Origin of the sequence: Blautia sp. MSK18_10, assembly GCF_020553185.1 — a bacterium.
GTDB lineage: Bacteria > Bacillota > Clostridia > Lachnospirales > Lachnospiraceae > Blautia_A > Blautia_A wexlerae.
In genome coordinates, this window is the sequence record NZ_JAJCGT010000055.1 from 1 (window position 1) to 17,387 (window position 17,387).

A 17,387-nucleotide genomic window follows, 5' to 3' on the forward strand; every position below is an offset into this window, starting at 1 on the left:
CATCATATTTTTTTCGTTCTTCTGCTGATTTCATATTATAACCAGACAAGAATTTAGATGCTTGTCCCTTTGACCTATAAAACCATATTCCAAATAAAAACATAATCACTGCCATTGCAAAGTTAAAAACAATATAGAACATATAATGCTTCCTTTCAGTCGATTCCACAAACTTGAAGTTATTGATCTTCTGAATCCAATCCAAGTTCTTTCAACTCTTTTTCGTTTTGGATATCTTCATCAGTTTTCTTTCCAGTGATAGCACTGTAGGCTTCTTTGATGCCATTCTTCACTGCCCATTTGATAACGAAATACAGTGCAATCAAAATAACAATTGCGGTTCCACCGCTTATACCTAATTCATTCCACATAATTCAATCCTCCAACTTCCGATTTTCATTTCCGCCAATTGGAAATTAGCTATTTTTTCATTCCTTACTTTGTAAAATGTTTATGCAACAAAAATTCTGTCGGAATAATTGTAAGCACCATAATTCCTAATTGTAAAAACACCAAATAAACAGAAATCATTTCAAAGTTTGTATCATCTTTCGTTAAAATCAAAATAAAAATCGATAGTATCACCAGGATGATTCCTAAAACAAAGTTTATCCAGCCCCAACACCTGTGTGCATATCTCCATGTTTCATCATTCATCCTTGACATAGTAGTTCGATATCCCGAACTCCCCTGCCGATCTTTAGGAGGCTTATCTTTCCACGTATATCCCAATATAATCATAGATAACGGTACTAAAAGTGAACACGCAGATAAAAATATAAACATTACAGAGATCTCCTCTCAACTTCTGATTAATTTGCTCTAAAGACTAAAGTTGTCATCAAATAAACCCTACCCATATTCCAACCGCTATAAGTATCATGCCTAGTATTCTTCCAATAAATCTCGCCTTTTTATTTCCAAATAAAGCAGTTGTTTCTGAAGTAGTAAATGGAAGCAAAACAACAGTGACCCCCATTACTATAATTCCACTTCCAATCATGCAATTGCGGCTTGACACAACACCATAAAACATAGCTAAAAACCCTAAAATAATGCTCGAAATGAAATACTTAATTTTATGTCTATCTTTTTCAATTATCTTTCTATAGCTGTTTTCGCACTCACTGCTACAAAATTCCAAATTACTATCTAATTCTTTGCCACAATATCTACATTTTTTCATAGTAACTTCCTCGATAATTTTCAAAATTTTATCCAAAAGCTCTCGATTTGTCTTTACTTTATTCTACCATAGTTCATTTTAAAATACTATTCCAATACACACAAAACAGAAAAAAGCGATCCTTTTCGACCGCCTATTTCCACCTACATATATATCGTATTTTTCACTACAATTTCTTCTGCACTGGATTTTATATTAATCATTAATCTAACCCACTTCATCTGATCCTGTGCCTTTAATTCTTCCGTCGCACCCTGTTTTTTCACCATCTGTTCCATAAGTATTTCCACCTGCTTTCTGGCTTCCTGATCAATCTGATTCAGGTGTTTCGTCAGCTTTCCAGTCAATAGCAAGTATTGATATTTTGCTGATCTGTGTTCCTTCAGGAACTGTTTTCGCAACATTCCATATTTTCCATATATCGGTTCTTCTTAATTCAACAGCAAAGATTTCATCAAATATCCATATTTTAATATAGAATTATTTTTCATAATTTTTATGTTTCCAGGCAACAGAAAAACCCCGGAAACCTTACGGTTCCGGGGTATCTTACGTTTGGACACAATGTACCTTGCGGTACTCAATATATATAATTTAAGATGTTATGCTAAAATTATTCGATGATTGTAGCAACACGTCCTGATCCAACAGTACGTCCACCTTCACGATACTTTAATCCCGTTTTATCTCATATTTTTTATGGTTTTCTCTCCAAAATACAGTGAAAAACGGCTGAATTGCACCACCTATTTTGATTTGCCTGATTTCTTGGCACCGTTTTGGCACCGGAAGCCCTGGTCGAAAAAATTCTTTTCCACAGCTAACCGATGCTACTCTACCAACTTTATATTGCACCGGTAATTTTTAACTGTTATAATCGAAACATGGGTGCTACCATAACGGTAGGCGGTTAGTCCTTCAACAGAGGGTTGCAGAGTGCCAGTGGCACTCGTTTTGCAACGACCGAAGTGAAACGGAGACCTGTGACCCTCTGATTACATAGAAACCCGAAAGGGAATCCACTGGAAAGGAGGGCTAAGCCAATGAGTATTGTTGACTTCATAGCAGTAGTGAGCTTCGGCTTAACCTGCTTTAGTATCGGATATACATTTGGCAAGGATAATAATAAACCACAAAAATAGCCGCCCTGGTCTGGTAAACTAAGCGGCAATTTTTGTCAAAACATATATCGGACTAACCGTCTATCGGTAGCACTCTTTATCTATAATCATATTAGCACGCATGTGTGAAAATGTCAAAAATTTTCTTCATTCTCTTGGTTATTAATCTCCTTAATCAGCTGTACTGCCTTCTTTGCATCATCGGTTTTCACGAATATATCCACACCATATATTCCAAATCCAGGTGCCCCATGCATTGCAACATTCGCACCTGCTTCCTGTGAAAAAGCTGCTATTCCATTTTGCTTTAACATTTCTACAAGTTGTTCTGTCTCTACTATATTCTGTGCATTATAAATTTTTGTCCATTCTGCCTTAGATAGAGAAGTTTCCTTTTTCTCCTGAACATTTGACGAATTCTGGTTTCTTTTTCGATTAATAAATGCCAAGAGCCTAAGAACAATAAATGCCACAATAGTAATACCAATCAGAAATCCCAATGCTAATCGTGTTACCTGTGTTTCTGTAGCTCCCATTTTAAATAAACATATGCCATAGATGACTGTAAAAATTCCTGCACATATCACACTGGTGAGAAAATCTCTCCATATAGTAGCACTTTTTGGCAAACATTTATCCCATATTCCATTATACACCATAATAGAGGCATACAGGGTTCCTCCTACTAAAGCAGTTGCTGTCTCTCCTAAAACCAAGCGAATATCCACCGTTAATAACATCTGAATAATAATCGCTAACACACTAATCACAAACATTGATGCAAATGCAAGATTTCCAGCCTTTAATGCTTTTTGTTTCACCCATTCTTCATACACCGCAACTTTGTCCAATGTTTCTTTCATCTCTTTATTCATAGTCTGGCTCCTTTCTCCATCCAGGAGCTCTCTCATCTCAACATCGTAATACTCAGCAAGTTGAACAAGTATACTGAGATCTGGCATATTTATTCCGGTATCACATAGTTAAAGATATTGATGTCATTTAATCAATTTTGCCGATAAAGCGGTAGAAGATTTCTACCTCCTGTTCCCGGCTTCCGTCCTCACCTTTGACCGCTTCATGGACAACGATTTTTTCAATCAGCGTATTCAAAAGTTCGGCGGTCAGTTCCGTTGGATTGACGCACTCTTTCATCAAGGCAATCCATTTTTCTGCGTCTGCGGCGTTCTGGCTTTCAGTGGCGATAGCAGATTGAAGCCGCTCAATCTTTTCGTCCAGTTCAGCCTGTTCGCTTTGATACTTCCCGGACAGCATAGAGAAGTTGTATTCCGTGATACGCCCCGCCGCCCAGTCCTCATACATCCGGGCAAACAGGGTATCGACTTCGGCTTTCCGCTTCTCTGCCTTTTTCAGTTCTGCGGCCTGCTTCTTTCTTGCGGCGGCCTGTCCCTTATCAGTGGCATTTAACAGCCGCTTCAAGAGCCGTTCTTCATCATGCTGTACCAGCCCCGACCAGTATTGCAGACGGGAGAGGACATAGGCGTAAAGCACATCATAGCGGATATAGTGCATGGAGCATTGGCGTGTGCCCTGTCCGTACTTGCTACAATGATAATGGCCGTAAGGCTTGCTGTTCTGCCTGTTCTCCCCATAGGACAGCGACCAGCCGCAATCCGCACATTTTACCAATCCGGAAAAAATCTGCGTTGTACCATCCTTGCACTTCCTGCGGCGGTTTGCTATCTGCTCCTGTACCTGCCGGAAAACCTGTTCGCTGATAATCGGCTCCTGCGTATTCTCCACCCGCACCCATTCACTTTGGGGCTTGCGTACCCTCCGCTTGTTCTTAAAGGAAATGTTCGTTTCCCGGTAGTGGATGGTATGGCCGATATAGGTTTCATCTTTCATAATGCTCTTGACCTGGGCTATCGTCCATGCGTAGCTTTTTTCCTCCGGCGCACCCGCATAGATGTTTGCAAAAGTCCCATCACGCTGGAAATTGATAAATCCCGGTGTGGGAACCTTTTCCATAATCAGTATTCTTGTGATACTGGCCGCCCCTCTGCCATGAATGGCAAGGTCAAAAATCTTCTCCACTATCCAGCGGGTTTCCTCGTCGATTATCAGCTTGTTTTTGATTTCCGGGTGTTTCCTGTACCCGATGGGAGCATAGGCACCGATACGCTGTCCTGTGGCAAACTTCGCTTTGAAAGCGGCCTTTACCTTGCGGCTCGTATCTTTCGCAAACCATTCATTGAACAGGTTTTTGAACGGGACAAAATCGGAAAGCCCTTTCTCTGTGTCCTCATTCTCCGCAACGGCGATGTAGCGCACCCGTTTTTCCGGGAACAGAAATTCCAGATAGTAGTCCATCATCACATGTTCCCGCCCGAAACGGGAAAGGTCTTTCGTGACAATGCAGTTTACTTTTCCGGCTTCCACATCGTCCATCATGCGCTGAAAATCCGGGCGTTCAAATAATGAGGTGTGATAGCGATAGCGGCAAAAAGCTAATAAAATCAATGGTTTTGCGGACAGCGGATAGACAGGGAATGTGTTAAAAACTGAATACGCACACAAACGGCGTTACCTTAACCCCTTTGGGGGAGAAAGTAACGCCGTTTTTTTATGCCCGCAGGAAAGGAGGTGCAGCCGGAATGTATTTCACAAAGGGCAAGCAGCGGGCGTTTGAATTGCTCATGCAGCAGAAGCCGGGATTTGACCGCTATCAATCCGGTTGTGCCGGAGATGATGAAGATTGCGGCACTTGCCGTTTCTACCGCCCCGGGTGGAAATATGAGTTTTGCGTTTTCAAAGAGTGTCCCTATTGCCCCGGCAAAAGGACGCGGAAAACGCACGCCAGCATGGACAAATAGACGGGCAAAAGCCCTTGTGCCATGCGGCTTTGCAGACGCGAAAACGGCAAAGGGCATATTGCAATACCAAAACAGCCGAAAACGGCTTTCTAATTGTCCACGCATACCAAGAGAGGAAGTGAGGAAATATGGCAGTTTTCAGAGTGGAGCGAAATAAATCCGTTGTCCCTTGCTTTTCGGCGGTGTATTCTGCATAGCTTTTTCCCTTGTCCTGTCCCGGTACGACGACGGATAGCCCATGCTCTTTACATATCCTGTCGCTGGTGCGCCGGATAAAGTGATAGCTTTGCTTGTTGGAATGGTACTTTTTGTAGTCAACGAAGCTAACCGCGTTGAAAATCAAGTGATTATGCAGATGGTCTTTATCGACGTGAGTTGTCAAAACAAACTCATACTTGCCGCCTAATACCGCCCCGGCAAGTTCCATGCCGATTTTGTGCGCTTCTTCCGGTGTGGTTTCTCCCACCGCAAAGGATTGTATCAAGTGCCGCCCTAAATGTGTGCCGCGATCTCCGGCAGCTTCCCGCGTCCATGCAAACTCAATATCGGCGGTTTCCAGCCCGCAGCCGAAAGAGGACGCAAGCAGCTTCCCGTCTGTCTTTTCGGGATTTAAGATATAGTCTATCGCAGCCTTTAAGGTTGATTTAATAGGGTGCGTCTTTGTAACCGCCATATCTCGTCCACCGCCTTTTTAATGTCCTCTATATCCTGCCTGTAAACCGTCCCCGTCGCATTGGCGCGTTTTGCAATTTGGTTGATGTTCCGGCTCACCGCTTGCAGTTCCCGGATATATGCTTTTGTGTCGCTTCGGTCAACGACAAGAATATACCCGTCTATCGCCATTTTACGGAAGTATGCCCCATACTGCTTTATGGGAAGCTGCTTCATCTTCTCGTCGATCAGCCGCTTTTCTTCTTCCGTAACGTAAAACTTCATCTGTATATTTCTCTTTCGGTTTTCCATTTCCGCACCGCCTTTCGGTATAAGGGTTTGGGATTATCCCAACAAGCATTTTCCGCAAACGGGTACTCGTTTGCTGTGCTTGCTATCTACTCCATACCCCCACCGAAAGGCGGTATTTGTTGCGCGTTCCTTTGATTTTGGACGCAAAAAAAGATTGCAGCCGCCATGCGCTGCAATCTCCCGATTTCTCATATTGTGAGGTTAATCCTCTGCTTTTTCGACTTCCGTTATCTCCCTTGCTGTTGCGGTTACAATCCGTATGCCTTTATCGCTCATACCGTCCAGCAGCGCGTCAAGCTGCCGCCGCCCGGTGGATTTCTCCGCATTGCTGTTCGGGAAGAAAAATTGATCTACCGAAATATGATACCGGGTTACAAGGTCATAGAATACCTGTAAACTCGGCTGTTGTCCCTTGTTCTCGATATTCGCAAGGTAGCGCGGGGAAATATATAACTCGTCGCTTACCTTTTTGCGGCTCTCGCCGTATTCATTTCTCGCGGCTTTTATAGCTGCCCCGAAAGCCTTAAAGTCGTACAATGGTACGGGTCTTTTTGCCATTTTCATTCACCCTGTTACATTTTACAGTTCACCTTTCTTTTTGGATATGTCCACACAATTCATATCATTAGGTTAAATACTTCCTGTTGTGTATTGACAGTAGACTGATTTTCTGATAAAATAAAATTTATGTAAAAGGAGGCGGCGTTTATGTTGCATAGCATGCGTATTAGATAAGCATTGAAAAAAAGGATTTTCCCATTTTCAACATGGGCTTTTTTGTCATGCTTATTTTGCGGATGCTATACAAAAAACTAACGACGTATAGATATAGTATAGACATAGTGCAAGCTATGCCTTAGTTTTGTTGTACTGCTCTGTGCATTATAAATGCAGGTCAATGCTCATGTTGAGGATTGACCTGCATTTTTTTGTGTAAAAAGGACGAGTGAAATATAATGCTTAAAAAATATTGGATAAAATGTCCGATTTGTAACGGAAAGACGAGAGTTCAAGTATTTCATAATACTGTATTAAAAGATTTTCCTCTTTTCTGCCCTAAATGCAAATTGACGCATATCATTGATGTAGAAAAATTAGAGATTGTAATCAAAAATACAGAAAAACAAACTTTTATTATTTAGAAGAAAGGATATAAAAATGAAACGTTTACCTAAATATACGCCTGCGGAAGTACGGAATGATCCATACGGATTTACTTACAAAGAAATGTCGGAAGTTATTGGCGAGAATGAAGCAAAAGCCTTATATGAAGAATTATATAAGCAATTACCACGCAAAAAAAATCTATCAATGTTGGTAAAAAATATTTGCAAAAGCAGTGATACTGAAAAGTATGTTTACGAACTGAAAGACAACAAATACATTGAAACGGTTTTTATCAAGCGGCGAGATGGTGGAACTGTTTGCGTGAGCACACAAGTCGGTTGTCCTGTTGGTTGTATTTTTTGTGAGTCCGGGCGAAATGGCTTTGTTCGTAATCTAACATCGTCAGAAATCGTACAACAGATTATATTGTTGCGTCGAAAAGTAAACCGTATCGTTTTTATGGGTATGGGAGAGCCTTTATTCAATTATGACAACTTGATAAAAGCAATCCATATTCTCCGAGATAGATATGGGCTCAACTTTCCAACCGACGGCATTACCATATCAACAGTTGGTCCGGTCGATCAATTAAAAAAATTGCGCGAGGAACATCTTAAAATTCAGTTGACAATATCTTTACACGCAGCAACACAATCTGCAAGAAATCGTATTATTCCTCACATGCGCATATATGCTATTGAAGATGTTGTTAAGCAAGCCTTATCCTATTCTGAAAGGCATAATCGCAAAATTGTCTTTGCGTATTTGCTTTTACCGGGTATAAATGACCGGCCCTCAGATGTAAGACAACTTGCAAAATGGTTTCGGGGCAAAAAAGTTATGATTAACGTGTTACAATACAACCCAACAAGCAATTCAAGAATTAAAGCACCACAGAAACGGGAAATAGTTGCATTCAAACATCAATTAGAGCAAGCAGGACTTGAAGTTACTATGAGAGTTTCTCATGGCAGAGAGATTAACGCGGCTTGTGGACAGTTAGCTAACACATATAATAAATTCAAAAAAAAATGATTAAAAGTGCCAGACGCATAGACGCAGAGCCGATAACGCATTAGGTCAAAAAACCTATGTGTTATCGGCTTTTTTATTTAATATTGCGCAAAAGCCGCTGTTCCCTATTATAGAATGGATTGCGGGTAGTGTATTAAAGTCGCCCTTTTTTAAGGATACGGCGGTATCGGGGAGGTATCGCCGTGTCCATTTTTATTTACTGTAACCCGCCTAATGCTTTGCGGTCAAAAAAAGCTATGCTCCGCAAGCGGGATATTCCGGCTATGAATGTGAACTGTCAATACATTTAGCTACTGCTTACATTTCCTTTGCGCCCGTCCGCGTCTTGCGGACGGGCGCATTTTGCTTTTTTCAACTTTTTTCTGAAAAGCGCACTCAAGAGCCATCTCCCGAACGGGTACGGAGCGAAAGGGGCAGAGAGGACAAGCCCTTAACTCCCGTCCTCTACTCCACGCGGGAAGGAGGTGAACTCTATGGAGCTATCTTCTTCCGACAAGGAAAGAATACAACATCAGTACGACGCATTAGCAAAGAAAACTTTGGTCGGCGAAGCGAAAAGCCACCGCCGCACTCTTGCGAAACGCGCAGCACGCGAAGTTACTTTTTCGGATTTGAGCGAAAGCGAACTCGCGCAGCTTTTCACAACGGACGAATACGAAAGCGATTATTTCCGTTTTCAAGTGTCCGGCTTTGATGTACTCGTCAAAAATGAACTGCTTGCCGAAGCCCTTAACGCTTTGCCCGAAAGGAAACGCGACATTATCCTTTTGTCCTACTTCTTGGATATGAGCGACGCGGAAATTGGCGAACTGCTGAATGTTGTACGCACGACGGTTTTCCGGCACAGGAAATCCGCGCTTGCGAAAATCAAACAGTATTTGGAGGGAAAAGCAGATGATGAATACCGTTAGGAAGTCTGAAAATCTGTTGCCGTTCCCTGTCATTTCCGCAGCGGCAAACGGCGACACAACCGCCATGTGCGCGATCTTGAAGCACTACGAGGGTTACATAGCGAAACTTTGTACCCGCACGCTGAAAGACGACGCGGGCAATACCTATTCCTATGTGGACGAGGAAATGCGTAACAGGCTGCAAGTGCGCCTTATTACCCGCACCCTTGCTTTTCATGTAGGATAATCTTTTAGCCCATGCGGGGAGCGTGTCCCCTTTCCACGCTTCCCGTTATGGGCTATTTGTCGTTCCGCAAAAGCATATCCGCTGTTGATGTGCTTTTGCAGGCCGACAAAGCCTATTGTTCTTTGACAAAGAAAGCGGCCTTTGGTGCGCAGCATAACAGGCAAACGGGTACATTCCGTCTGTACCGAGCCAGTCGGCGGGTACGCCATGACAGCTTTTCCCCATAGGGGAAAAGCCGAGCGAGAACTACCGCGCCGTAAAACAGGTTTAGCAGCTTGTGGGCGACGACATACAAGGCGGCACAATGATACTCCCGCGTTGAACACCCTCAAAGTATTGCGCGGCGCACCCATAAGCATGGGCCGGGGTGAAACTCCCGTGAGGTTGCAGCTAACAACCGCCCGTTTTTGCCTTTTGACGAATATAGTTTATCCATACAGGAAAAGGAGGTTTTTCTAATGGATAAAAAACAGACAATTACAACCGAACGCAAAATAGGGAAAATCACCTATCTTGTTCAAGCGTTGCCGAGTGAAAAGGCAACCGATACAATCCATAAAAAGATTGAGAAACTCATTGTAAAGGATTTGCAGAAAAAGCCCGGAAATCCGGGATTTTTAGCGTCCGAGTAGTGCATTAGGCGGCGGGATATGGTATAATGATAGCAACACATTATACCTGTTTATTCGGCTGTCGGAAAGGAGGACTAATGTTACAGTCGAATAAAATCACCGCCCTTTACTGCCGTTTAAGTCAAGAGGATATGCAAGCCGGAGAAAGCGGAAGCATACAGCACCAAAAAATGATACTTCAACGCTATGCGGACGAACACCATTTTTTGAACACAAAGTTTTTTGTGGACGACGGATTTTCCGGCGTGAGTTTTGAGCGCGAGGGGCTGCAAGCGATGTTGCAGGAAGTGGAAGCCGGACGAGTGGCGACGGTCATTACCAAAGACCTTTCCCGTCTTGGCAGAACCTATCTGAAAACGGGCGAACTCATAGAGATTGTATTTCCCGAAAACGGAGTACGCTATATCGCGATCAACGACGGAGTTGACACAGCGCGGGAGGATAACGAGTTTACCCCCTTGCGGAACTGGTTTAACGAGTTTTACGCCCGCGACACAAGCAAGAAAATCCGCGCAGTTAAACAGGCACAGGCGCAAAAAGGCGAGCGCGTCAACGGGGAATATCCATACGGCTATATCCCAGACCCGAACAACCGCCACCACCTTATACCCGACCCGGAAACCGCGCCGATTGTCAAACAGGTTTTCGCTATGTTTGTTAGCGGCGTGCGTATGTGCGAAATCCAAAAATGGCTTGCGGAAAACAAAGTCTTGACGATTGGAGCGTTGCGCTATCAGCGTACAGGACAGGCGCGGTATCAGCGGGCAATGATCGCCCCCTATACTTGGCCGGACAAAACGCTCTATGACATATTAGCAAGGCAGGAATATTTAGGGCATACCATAACCGCGAAAACTCACAAGGTATCCTACAAGTCGAAAAAGACCCGGAAGAACGAAGAAGAACAACGCTATTTCTTCCCAAACACCCATGAGCCGCTTGTTGACGAGGAAACCTTTGAACTTGCGCAAAAGCGGATTGCTACCCGCCACCGCCCGACAAAAGCAGCGGAGATTGATATTTTTTCCGGCTTGCTGTTTTGCGCTGGTTGCAGACATAAGATGTATTACCAACAGGGCGTAAATATCGAGCCGCGCAAGTTTTCCTATTCTTGCGGCGCATGGCGCAACAGGGCAAGGACAGGCAGCGAGTGTACCTCTCATTATATCCGCAAAAACGTACTTCTTGATTTAGTGCTGGAAGATATGCGGCGGGTTTTGCGGTATGTTAAGGAACACGAACAGGACTTTATCTGTAAAGCTACCGAGTACGGCGACATGGAAGCGAGAAAGGCATTAGCGCAGCAGCAAAAGGAACTTTTCAAAGCACAGGCGCGTATGACCGAACTTGACACGCTTTTCCGCAAGCTGTATGAGGACAACGCATTAGGCAGACTGACAGATGAACGGTTTGTGTTTCTAACTTCCGGCTATGAGGACGAAAAGAAATCCCTTGCCGCAAGGATAGACGAGTTACAACAGCAGATCGCAACCGTTACCGAGCGAAAAAGGGATATATCAAGGTTTATTCAGATTGTCGGGAAATACAGCGACATACAGGAATTGACCTATGAAAACGTCCATGAGTTTATCGACCGTATTTTGATACATGAATTAGACCGGGAAACCAACACCCGGAAAATCGAAATCCATTATAGCTTTGTCGGACAGGTTGATACCGAGCAGGAGCCGACGCAAGTTGTCAACCATGACCGCCGCAACATGGTAGATGTAAAAAGTATCGCTATCTAACCCCAGCAAAGTTCGTCCCCGACCAGCCATCGTCCACATACTCACCGACTACATGAAGTCCCTGTTCCTTTGCGTACTGTTGCAGGATTGTCCGCTGTGTTTCAATGCTTACGCTGTCACCATAGTTTTCATCGTCCCGGCTTAATCTCATATAAAGCGCCGTGTTGTAAATCGTAGTATTGTAAGGTTGTTTCACCGTTAAAAATCCTCCTTCTAAAGAAACAACCCACGCTTACAATACTTTTGCTCTATGGCAATTATATCATAAGCGTGGGCGTGTTATCAATGATGGGCTATCAGGTTGAAGCGGCTTTTTCTGCGGTATGCCGCACCACATCTACAATCAGATCACCGAGGGGCTTTCCGCCTGCGGCGAAGTGTTCGGAGATTTTTATACGGTTGTTCCCACATACAAAATACTGCGTGCCGTTCTCTGCTTGTATGACCTGCCCTGTCCGGGGTGTAAAAATATCGCTTTCGCTTTTTGCCATCCAGTGTCCTCCATATTCAGTTTTCAAGGTACAATGCCGCACAGGAGCGGCGAAAATTTCTGCTTATATCTATCACCTTTCCTTTACCGTGTGCCGCTGCTGCCGTTTCAGTTCCGCCAGTATATCCGGCGGGATACGGTCAACCAGCCGCTGTAAATTGTCCAGTTCGCTTTTCAGCTTTGCTCGTTCCATCGTATCTTTCATCTTGCCTTTTTCACTGGCCTTTGCCCTTGCTTCCAGCTTCTCATTCTCCGCCAACAAGTCATTGATTGTGACCTTGTACTTTTTCAGTTGCCCGAAGAAGTTCTCCATCTGCGGGAACCACTTTTTCAGCATGGAGAGGGCTTCCTCTTTTTTCTTTCCGGCGTTCAGCGGGTTAATGCCGTCAAGGGCGGCTTCAATGGCTCTGGCCTGTTTGGAGAGGGAAATCGCCTGTTTGAAAAGCCGGGTGGGGATATGCTTCCGGCCTGTCTTGCTGGCACTCTCCCCACGCTCCAAGTCGGGATATTTCTCTACCATATAGGCGTGAAAATCGTCCTGCCACTTCGTCAGGTTTGCCCGGTTGCCGATAATCTCCTTTGCACACAGGCGGTTGTCCTTTGTCAGCGGAACAAAGGTCAAATGCAGGTGGGGCGTTTTCTCGTCCATGTGTACCACCGACGACACGATATTTTCCCGTCCTACCCGGCCAATGAGGAAAGCCGCCGCCCTCTGGAAAAACGCCTGTATCTCCTTTGGGGATTTCCCCTTGAAAAACTCCGGGCTGGCAGTTACCAGTGTATCGACAAACCGTGTGCTGTCTTTCCTCGTCCGGCATCCGGCCTGCTCGATACGGCTCTGAATGAAGTGGTAATAGCGTCCCTCCGGCTTGACGATATGGAAGTTGTATTTACTCCGGCTTGTGTCAATGTCGGGGTTGCTGGCGTATTGTTCTTTCTGTCTTTCGTGATGGGCTTCCAGCGGCCTTGCCGGGTTGCCCTTGTGCTTCTCAAACCGCAAAATTGCGTGTTGTGCCATTCTGCTCCTTTCCCCATTCCTTTCCTATCCGGAGTTTTCCACAGGGAAAATCCCGCCGGAATTATCTCTGATACGATAGGAATGGAATGGATATAAATCAATCATTTTAATCTTTGTATTTCTATATACCGTCCGGTTTTCGTACTTCAAGGGGGCGGTTTCCGTACTTCATAGGTACGGTTTTCAGTCCTCCGGCGTACCAGAACGGGATTTCTTGAAGTCGGTGTTTGGAACCGCTTCATAGGATTTTGGGAAAATGCGGTTGGGTTTTCCACAGCCCTGCTTCTGGATCTCCACCAGTCCGGCGTATTGCAGTTCCCGCAGGGTGTTCACCGCTTTCTGCCGCCCACAGTGGAGCAGGTCAACCACCTCACAGATAGGGTAATACAGGAAAATCCGTCCGCAGTCATCCGCCCACCCATTCTTGCGGGATAACTCTGTCCGGCGCAGGATAAAGGCGTACAGAACCTTTGCCTCGTTGGACAGGGGCTTGAATGTGGGGGGGCAAAGAGAAAATTCGGGAGCCGGGTGAAGCTGAACGCCTTTTCCGGCTGATGGATATAGATGGTATTTGTCATAGTGCGTTTTGTGGACGGTTAGAAGCCCGTTTTCCGGGGTGGGCGATACTTTATACCACCCGCCCCGGTTTGGGGCTCGCAAAACCTGATAAATCAAGGCTTTTTTCGCTCCTAACTGTCCACAGCAGACCTCCTTTTCCGTTCACTTTCTGTTTTCTGCCGCCTGTGAACTCTGGCGGCACAGCCGGGGCAGTATTTTGCCCGGTTGGATTTGGGGACGAACACGCCGCCGCAGACCGCACAGCGTTTCAAGTCCTTATCCCGGAAAATCTCCGCTTCCAGCGTTCCGTCCAGCGGCAAAACCGCCCAGCGGAACCACTTACAGCAGACCGAGAAAGAAACCGTCTGCGGGCAGGTGCAGGTGTCCCCATCGTCAAGGGCAATGCAGTTGCCGTCCTCACAGCAACAGCACTCCCGGCGTATCAGGCTGGCCGCCTGTTTCCTCTGCGCCGGTGTCATGCGGTAAAGGGAACCGTCCGGCCTGCGTTCCAGCGGCGGCAAGTCTTTATAGGGGTTATCTCTCATGCGTTCCCTCCATTTTGCTTTCCGTTGCCGTTCTCCCCGAAAAGGTTTCCTGCCCCATTCCTGCGGCGTATTCCGGCGTTGGCACGCTCCCCGCAACTTCGGGACATTTTGTCCCGAAGTCCGGCTCCTTGCGGTGTTTCTCCAGCCGGGGTATCCCTTTTCGGACGGTCATTCTGTTTTCAAGGTGCTGTCCATCGATGAACTACCCTAAGTCTACACGAAAAAAATGCAATCCCCGGAATTTTGCGAGAATTGCATTTTGATGAAGTTTACACTTTGGAAATTGCATTTTTGCAATCATTCTGTATAATGGAAGTGTGTGGAGGAGGTGCGTATCTATGGCTTTACCCGGAACACCCGGACAGCGGATTTCCGATTTATGCAACGGGAACCATATCACACAAAAGGAACTTGCAGAGAAGATAGGCGTTTCCGCTTCCCAGTTGAGCCGCATTGTCAGCGGCGAAACGAGAACGGTCAGCAGTGATATTCTCATAGGAGTGGCAAAGGAATTTAAGGTATCGACAGACTATATACTGGGCTTGTCCACCGTGAGCGTCCGTAAAAGTTACGATATTTCTGAATTAGGTTTGTCAGAGGGAGCCGTGAGGGGGCTTGTGACGGGTGCTGTTGATGTGCAAATACTCAATCGCTTACTGGAACACAGGAATTTTCCCAAGCTGATAGATTTGATACGGATTTATTTTCAGGACACGGCGGCAAAGGGGATAATGGCACGTAACCAGCTTATCGAGATGGCAACGGCTTCCCTGTCCGACTTGATGAAAGAACACCCGGAACACCGGGCGGAAGCAAAGCAGGATTTACAATTTTTGAACGCCCAGAAGATGGGGGAACATGAAGCAGAGATTGAGAAAATCAAAAATGTGTTCCTTGCTACCCTGCGGGACATTAAGAAAGACATTGATAACGGAGAACAGCCGGGGGAAGCTGTGACCGCCGCTATGTTCCAAGCCATGCGGGACGCACTGTCGGAGCAGAAGCAAAACCCGCTTTCCATTGACGATGTAACAGCAATGATAACCGGACAGATCGGACAGCTTGCGCCGATGGACGAAGAAACTGCCGACCTATTCCAGCAGCTGGCGAAGAAAATGATGACGCAAATGTCAAAAGATAGTGATGAGAAAAAAGGAGATTGATTTTATGAAAAAGATACTTTCATGCTTTTTAGTATGTGCTTTTTTATGTACGGGTTTATATGGGTGTGGTAGTAAAAAAACAGAGCTGATTGAAGAAGCCAAAGACCTAACACTTTCCCAAGAAATTTCGATAACCCCCGAACAAAATGATTATGGAATACCCGCATATAATTTTTTAAAACATATTCAATCAAACTATCCGGGGCGCGTTGCTGGCACTGAAAAAGAAACGGAAATGGCTGTATTTATTTTGTCCGTCCTCTTAAATGGTGGATATGCGGAAAGCGACATAGCTATAGAGTCTTTTGAAATAGATGATTCCACGCCTATGATGGATGAAGCCATACAAAATGTATTCGATGGAGGTGAAAAAAGTAATTCAAGTCAAAATATTTTGATAACCAAAAAAGGAGAAAGCGAAAAAACGATTATTGTTGGCGCACATTATGATAGTGCTGGAACACATGGTGTAGATGACAATGGCTCCGGCGTATCTGTTGCTTTGGAAAATGCCCTGCGAATGGTCAACACTCCAACATACTATACTATTCAATATGTATTTTTCGGTTCAGAAGAACCGGGAATGTATGGCTCAAGGGCATACGTTGAATCACTTTCCGAAAAGGAAAGAGAAAATATTATATTGATGATAAACATTGATACTGTCCTCGCTGGGGATTATCTTTATTTGTATGGCGGTAAGGTGAATGATAACGGCACTGTTGATAATACCGAAGCAGTATTTAAAGCCTACGAAATTGTTAAGGAAATTGGCTTGAACATACAATTACCACCAGACGGAAATAACGATTATCCCTATCCTACAGGTCAAAAAAGAAGCGACCACGCACCGTTTAATGACATAGGAATTCCGTACATATATTTTGAAGCAAACAACTGGGAAAATGGTTCTCCTGTCGAAACAGAAAAGAATGGATTGATAATGCATACAGATATGGATGATTTGGATTTTATTGAAAATGAATATAGCGGACGTGTCCAAAATACACTCAGCAGCTATTCAACATTATTATATTCTTTACTTCAAGAAAACAACTGGGAGCAATAACACAAATGGATAGCAAAGACATCCGAGCCAGTCAACGGTCAAGATGAACGGCGCATTTCATGCACCGCCGTTGACAGTCCCGTCTGTCTTTGCTGATAGGCAATCAAGGCGGGAAAGCCCTAAAATGGCTTCCCGCCCATTTCAATTTTTAGAGAAAAACGCTCCAAAATCAGAAAGAGAGCGGCCAAGCACTTTGCGGGATTGGCCGCCTTGTCCACTCATTCAGCGGGACGGCGGGTGGCGGTCAAGGCCGGGTGTAAATCCGTTCATTTCAGCCTTGACGGTTGCCCGTTGTCTTGCTGATTTTCCGGGAGTGTGGCCACAACTTCGGGACATTTTGTCCACAAGTCGGAGCGTAGGACGAGGGACGGGGGCTTTCATATACGCCCTGTCTGCTGATGAAAACAGACCTGCGCTTGCGGCTCCACGCCACACAAGCACAACCCTGTTTTCCTGCCGCTTCAAATGCCCTTGCCCTCCCCGGCGGCAACGGCATTTTCACGGCAACGCCGACAGAGCGTATAACACACTACACTTTGCTTCGCAAAGTCGTGTGCCAAATGGGGGCGTTGCCCCCTTTGGAAACCCCCACAAGAAAAGGCGGTACGCTACCCCTCCACGGGGCGCATACCGCCTTTTCTTGTTATCCAGCCCTCCGGCTGTATCGGTTGAGCAAAAGTCAGCGTGGGAATGGTGTGGTATCTTTATCTAAGTGAACCCCCTGTTTCCCATCTGGAAACTGTTCTTGCAGATACTCCAAACTTTTCAGCAAGCT

At 45.1% G+C, this 17,387-nt stretch carries 20 protein-coding genes and 3 pseudogenes; 8 read left to right on the forward strand and 15 right to left on the reverse strand.

The window, feature by feature from the left end; translation table 11 throughout:
* The 10 genes and pseudogenes from LI074_RS18005 to LI074_RS15410 form a co-directional block, all read right to left on the reverse strand.
* Window positions 1–142, reverse strand: a 142-nt coding sequence (locus tag LI074_RS18005; RefSeq protein WP_173698368.1) for a DUF3784 domain-containing protein, incomplete at its 3' end; no start/stop codon positions are given.
* A gap of 37 nt (window positions 143–179) precedes the next feature.
* Window positions 180–371: a DUF6019 family protein gene (locus tag LI074_RS15370; protein WP_008705135.1), complete on the reverse strand. Its 192-nt coding sequence runs from the start codon at window positions 369–371 to the stop codon at window positions 180–182.
* A gap of 64 nt (window positions 372–435) precedes the next feature.
* Window positions 436–786, reverse strand: a complete 351-nt coding sequence (locus LI074_RS15375; RefSeq protein WP_020993192.1) for an SdpI family protein — start codon at window positions 784–786, stop codon at window positions 436–438.
* A gap of 55 nt (window positions 787–841) precedes the next feature.
* Window positions 842–1,186 (reverse strand): DUF2116 family Zn-ribbon domain-containing protein, encoded by a 345-nt coding sequence (locus LI074_RS15380; RefSeq protein ID WP_008705137.1) that lies wholly within the window; start codon window positions 1,184–1,186, stop codon window positions 842–844.
* A 143-nt stretch (window positions 1,187–1,329) separates the two neighbouring features.
* Window positions 1,330–1,608, reverse strand: a complete 279-nt coding sequence (locus tag LI074_RS15385; protein WP_330398356.1) for a TnpV protein — start codon at window positions 1,606–1,608, stop codon at window positions 1,330–1,332.
* 833 nt (window positions 1,609–2,441) lie between these two features.
* Window positions 2,442–3,182, reverse strand: coding sequence for a putative signal transducing protein (locus LI074_RS15390; RefSeq protein WP_243426651.1), 741 nt, complete (start codon window positions 3,180–3,182; stop codon window positions 2,442–2,444).
* A gap of 127 nt (window positions 3,183–3,309) precedes the next feature.
* Complete coding sequence (locus LI074_RS15395; RefSeq protein ID WP_243868845.1) at window positions 3,310–4,806, reverse strand: recombinase family protein; 1,497 nt, start codon at window positions 4,804–4,806, stop codon at window positions 3,310–3,312.
* A gap of 465 nt (window positions 4,807–5,271) precedes the next feature.
* Window positions 5,272–5,817, reverse strand: a pseudogene (locus tag LI074_RS15400) (relaxase/mobilization nuclease domain-containing protein); the annotation flags it as partial.
* Entirely contained in the window at window positions 5,778–6,107 is a 330-nt protein-coding gene (locus LI074_RS15405; protein WP_002584958.1) for a plasmid mobilization protein, read from the reverse strand. The gene LI074_RS15405 and the pseudogene LI074_RS15400, both read right to left, overlap by 40 nt.
* A 201-nt stretch (window positions 6,108–6,308) precedes the next feature.
* Window positions 6,309–6,665 carry a helix-turn-helix transcriptional regulator gene (locus tag LI074_RS15410; protein ID WP_002584957.1) on the reverse strand — a complete coding sequence of 119 codons (357 nt, stop codon included), beginning with the start codon at window positions 6,663–6,665 and terminating at the stop codon, window positions 6,309–6,311.
* 398 nt (window positions 6,666–7,063) lie between these two features.
* On the opposite strand from LI074_RS15410, the gene LI074_RS15415 reads away from it, so the two are divergent.
* From LI074_RS15415 to LI074_RS15440, 6 genes are all read left to right on the forward strand, one after another.
* Window positions 7,064–7,249, forward strand: a complete 186-nt coding sequence (locus tag LI074_RS15415; protein WP_003431289.1) for a cysteine-rich KTR domain-containing protein — start codon at window positions 7,064–7,066, stop codon at window positions 7,247–7,249.
* 16 nt (window positions 7,250–7,265) lie between these two features.
* Window positions 7,266–8,249, forward strand: coding sequence for a 23S rRNA (adenine(2503)-C(2))-methyltransferase RlmN (gene rlmN / locus LI074_RS15420; protein ID WP_002584956.1), 984 nt, complete (start codon window positions 7,266–7,268; stop codon window positions 8,247–8,249).
* A gap of 473 nt (window positions 8,250–8,722) precedes the next feature.
* Entirely contained in the window at window positions 8,723–9,160 is a 438-nt protein-coding gene (locus LI074_RS15425) for a sigma-70 family RNA polymerase sigma factor (protein ID WP_002604474.1), read from the forward strand.
* The gene (locus LI074_RS15430; protein ID WP_002604473.1) at window positions 9,144–9,386 is read left to right on the forward strand and encodes a helix-turn-helix domain-containing protein; all 243 of its coding nucleotides are present in this window, start codon (window positions 9,144–9,146) and stop codon (window positions 9,384–9,386) included. The genes LI074_RS15425 and LI074_RS15430 overlap by 17 nt, the downstream gene beginning before the upstream one ends.
* A 458-nt stretch (window positions 9,387–9,844) precedes the next feature.
* A complete protein-coding gene (locus LI074_RS15435) occupies window positions 9,845–10,018 on the forward strand; it encodes a transposon-encoded TnpW family protein (protein ID WP_002604472.1) in 174 nt (57 codons plus the stop codon).
* A gap of 77 nt (window positions 10,019–10,095) precedes the next feature.
* Window positions 10,096–11,769, forward strand: a complete 1,674-nt coding sequence (locus tag LI074_RS15440; RefSeq protein WP_173698370.1) for a recombinase family protein — start codon at window positions 10,096–10,098, stop codon at window positions 11,767–11,769.
* A 7-nt stretch (window positions 11,770–11,776) separates the two neighbouring features.
* Here LI074_RS15440 and LI074_RS15445 read toward each other — a convergent pair.
* The 5 genes and pseudogenes from LI074_RS15445 to LI074_RS15465 form a co-directional block, all read right to left on the reverse strand.
* A pseudogene (locus LI074_RS15445) lies at window positions 11,777–11,920 on the reverse strand (recombinase family protein); the annotation flags it as partial.
* A 145-nt stretch (window positions 11,921–12,065) separates the two neighbouring features.
* Complete coding sequence (locus tag LI074_RS15450; protein ID WP_002334813.1) at window positions 12,066–12,260, reverse strand: hypothetical protein; 195 nt, start codon at window positions 12,258–12,260, stop codon at window positions 12,066–12,068.
* A 72-nt stretch (window positions 12,261–12,332) separates the two neighbouring features.
* Window positions 12,333–13,277: a MobV family relaxase gene (mobV, locus tag LI074_RS15455; RefSeq protein ID WP_008373581.1), complete on the reverse strand. Its 945-nt coding sequence runs from the start codon at window positions 13,275–13,277 to the stop codon at window positions 12,333–12,335.
* Window positions 13,278–13,460: 183 nt separating this feature from the next.
* Window positions 13,461–13,855, reverse strand: a pseudogene (locus LI074_RS15460) (replication initiator protein A).
* A 111-nt stretch (window positions 13,856–13,966) separates the two neighbouring features.
* Window positions 13,967–14,380, reverse strand: coding sequence for a cysteine-rich VLP domain-containing protein (locus tag LI074_RS15465; protein WP_008373577.1), 414 nt, complete (start codon window positions 14,378–14,380; stop codon window positions 13,967–13,969).
* A gap of 338 nt (window positions 14,381–14,718) precedes the next feature.
* Here LI074_RS15465 and LI074_RS15470 point away from each other — a divergent pair, with 338 nt between their 5' ends.
* Window positions 14,719–15,543: a helix-turn-helix domain-containing protein gene (locus LI074_RS15470; RefSeq protein ID WP_008373574.1), complete on the forward strand. Its 825-nt coding sequence runs from the start codon at window positions 14,719–14,721 to the stop codon at window positions 15,541–15,543.
* Window positions 15,544–15,547: 4 nt separating this feature from the next.
* Window positions 15,548–16,612, forward strand: coding sequence for a M28 family metallopeptidase (locus LI074_RS15475; protein ID WP_118140213.1), 1,065 nt, complete (start codon window positions 15,548–15,550; stop codon window positions 16,610–16,612).
* Window positions 16,613–17,387 lie beyond the last annotated feature (775 nt).

Excerpts from the sequence above, each read along its gene's own strand:
- LI074_RS15370 (WP_008705135.1), bottom strand. The coding sequence starts at position 371 with ATGTGGAATGAATTAGGTATAAGCGGTGGAACCGCAATTGTTATTTTG.
- LI074_RS15375 (WP_020993192.1), bottom strand. The coding sequence starts at position 786 with ATGTTTATATTTTTATCTGCGTGTTCACTTTTAGTACCGTTATCTATG.
- LI074_RS15380 (WP_008705137.1), bottom strand. The coding sequence starts at position 1,186 with ATGAAAAAATGTAGATATTGTGGCAAAGAATTAGATAGTAATTTGGAA.
- LI074_RS15390 (WP_243426651.1), bottom strand. The coding sequence starts at position 3,182 with ATGAATAAAGAGATGAAAGAAACATTGGACAAAGTTGCGGTGTATGAA.
- LI074_RS15405 (WP_002584958.1), bottom strand. The coding sequence starts at position 6,107 with ATGGAAAACCGAAAGAGAAATATACAGATGAAGTTTTACGTTACGGAA.
- LI074_RS15410 (WP_002584957.1), bottom strand. The coding sequence starts at position 6,665 with ATGGCAAAAAGACCCGTACCATTGTACGACTTTAAGGCTTTCGGGGCA.
- LI074_RS15415 (WP_003431289.1), top strand. The coding sequence starts at position 7,064 with ATGCTTAAAAAATATTGGATAAAATGTCCGATTTGTAACGGAAAGACG.
- rlmN (WP_002584956.1), top strand. The coding sequence starts at position 7,266 with ATGAAACGTTTACCTAAATATACGCCTGCGGAAGTACGGAATGATCCA.
- LI074_RS15425 (WP_002604474.1), top strand. The coding sequence starts at position 8,723 with ATGGAGCTATCTTCTTCCGACAAGGAAAGAATACAACATCAGTACGAC.
- LI074_RS15430 (WP_002604473.1), top strand. The coding sequence starts at position 9,144 with ATGATGAATACCGTTAGGAAGTCTGAAAATCTGTTGCCGTTCCCTGTC.
- LI074_RS15435 (WP_002604472.1), top strand. The coding sequence starts at position 9,845 with ATGGATAAAAAACAGACAATTACAACCGAACGCAAAATAGGGAAAATC.
- LI074_RS15440 (WP_173698370.1), top strand. The coding sequence starts at position 10,096 with ATGTTACAGTCGAATAAAATCACCGCCCTTTACTGCCGTTTAAGTCAA.
- LI074_RS15450 (WP_002334813.1), bottom strand. The coding sequence starts at position 12,260 with ATGGCAAAAAGCGAAAGCGATATTTTTACACCCCGGACAGGGCAGGTC.
- mobV (WP_008373581.1), bottom strand. The coding sequence starts at position 13,277 with ATGGCACAACACGCAATTTTGCGGTTTGAGAAGCACAAGGGCAACCCG.
- LI074_RS15465 (WP_008373577.1), bottom strand. The coding sequence starts at position 14,380 with ATGAGAGATAACCCCTATAAAGACTTGCCGCCGCTGGAACGCAGGCCG.
- LI074_RS15470 (WP_008373574.1), top strand. The coding sequence starts at position 14,719 with ATGGCTTTACCCGGAACACCCGGACAGCGGATTTCCGATTTATGCAAC.
- LI074_RS15475 (WP_118140213.1), top strand. The coding sequence starts at position 15,548 with ATGAAAAAGATACTTTCATGCTTTTTAGTATGTGCTTTTTTATGTACG.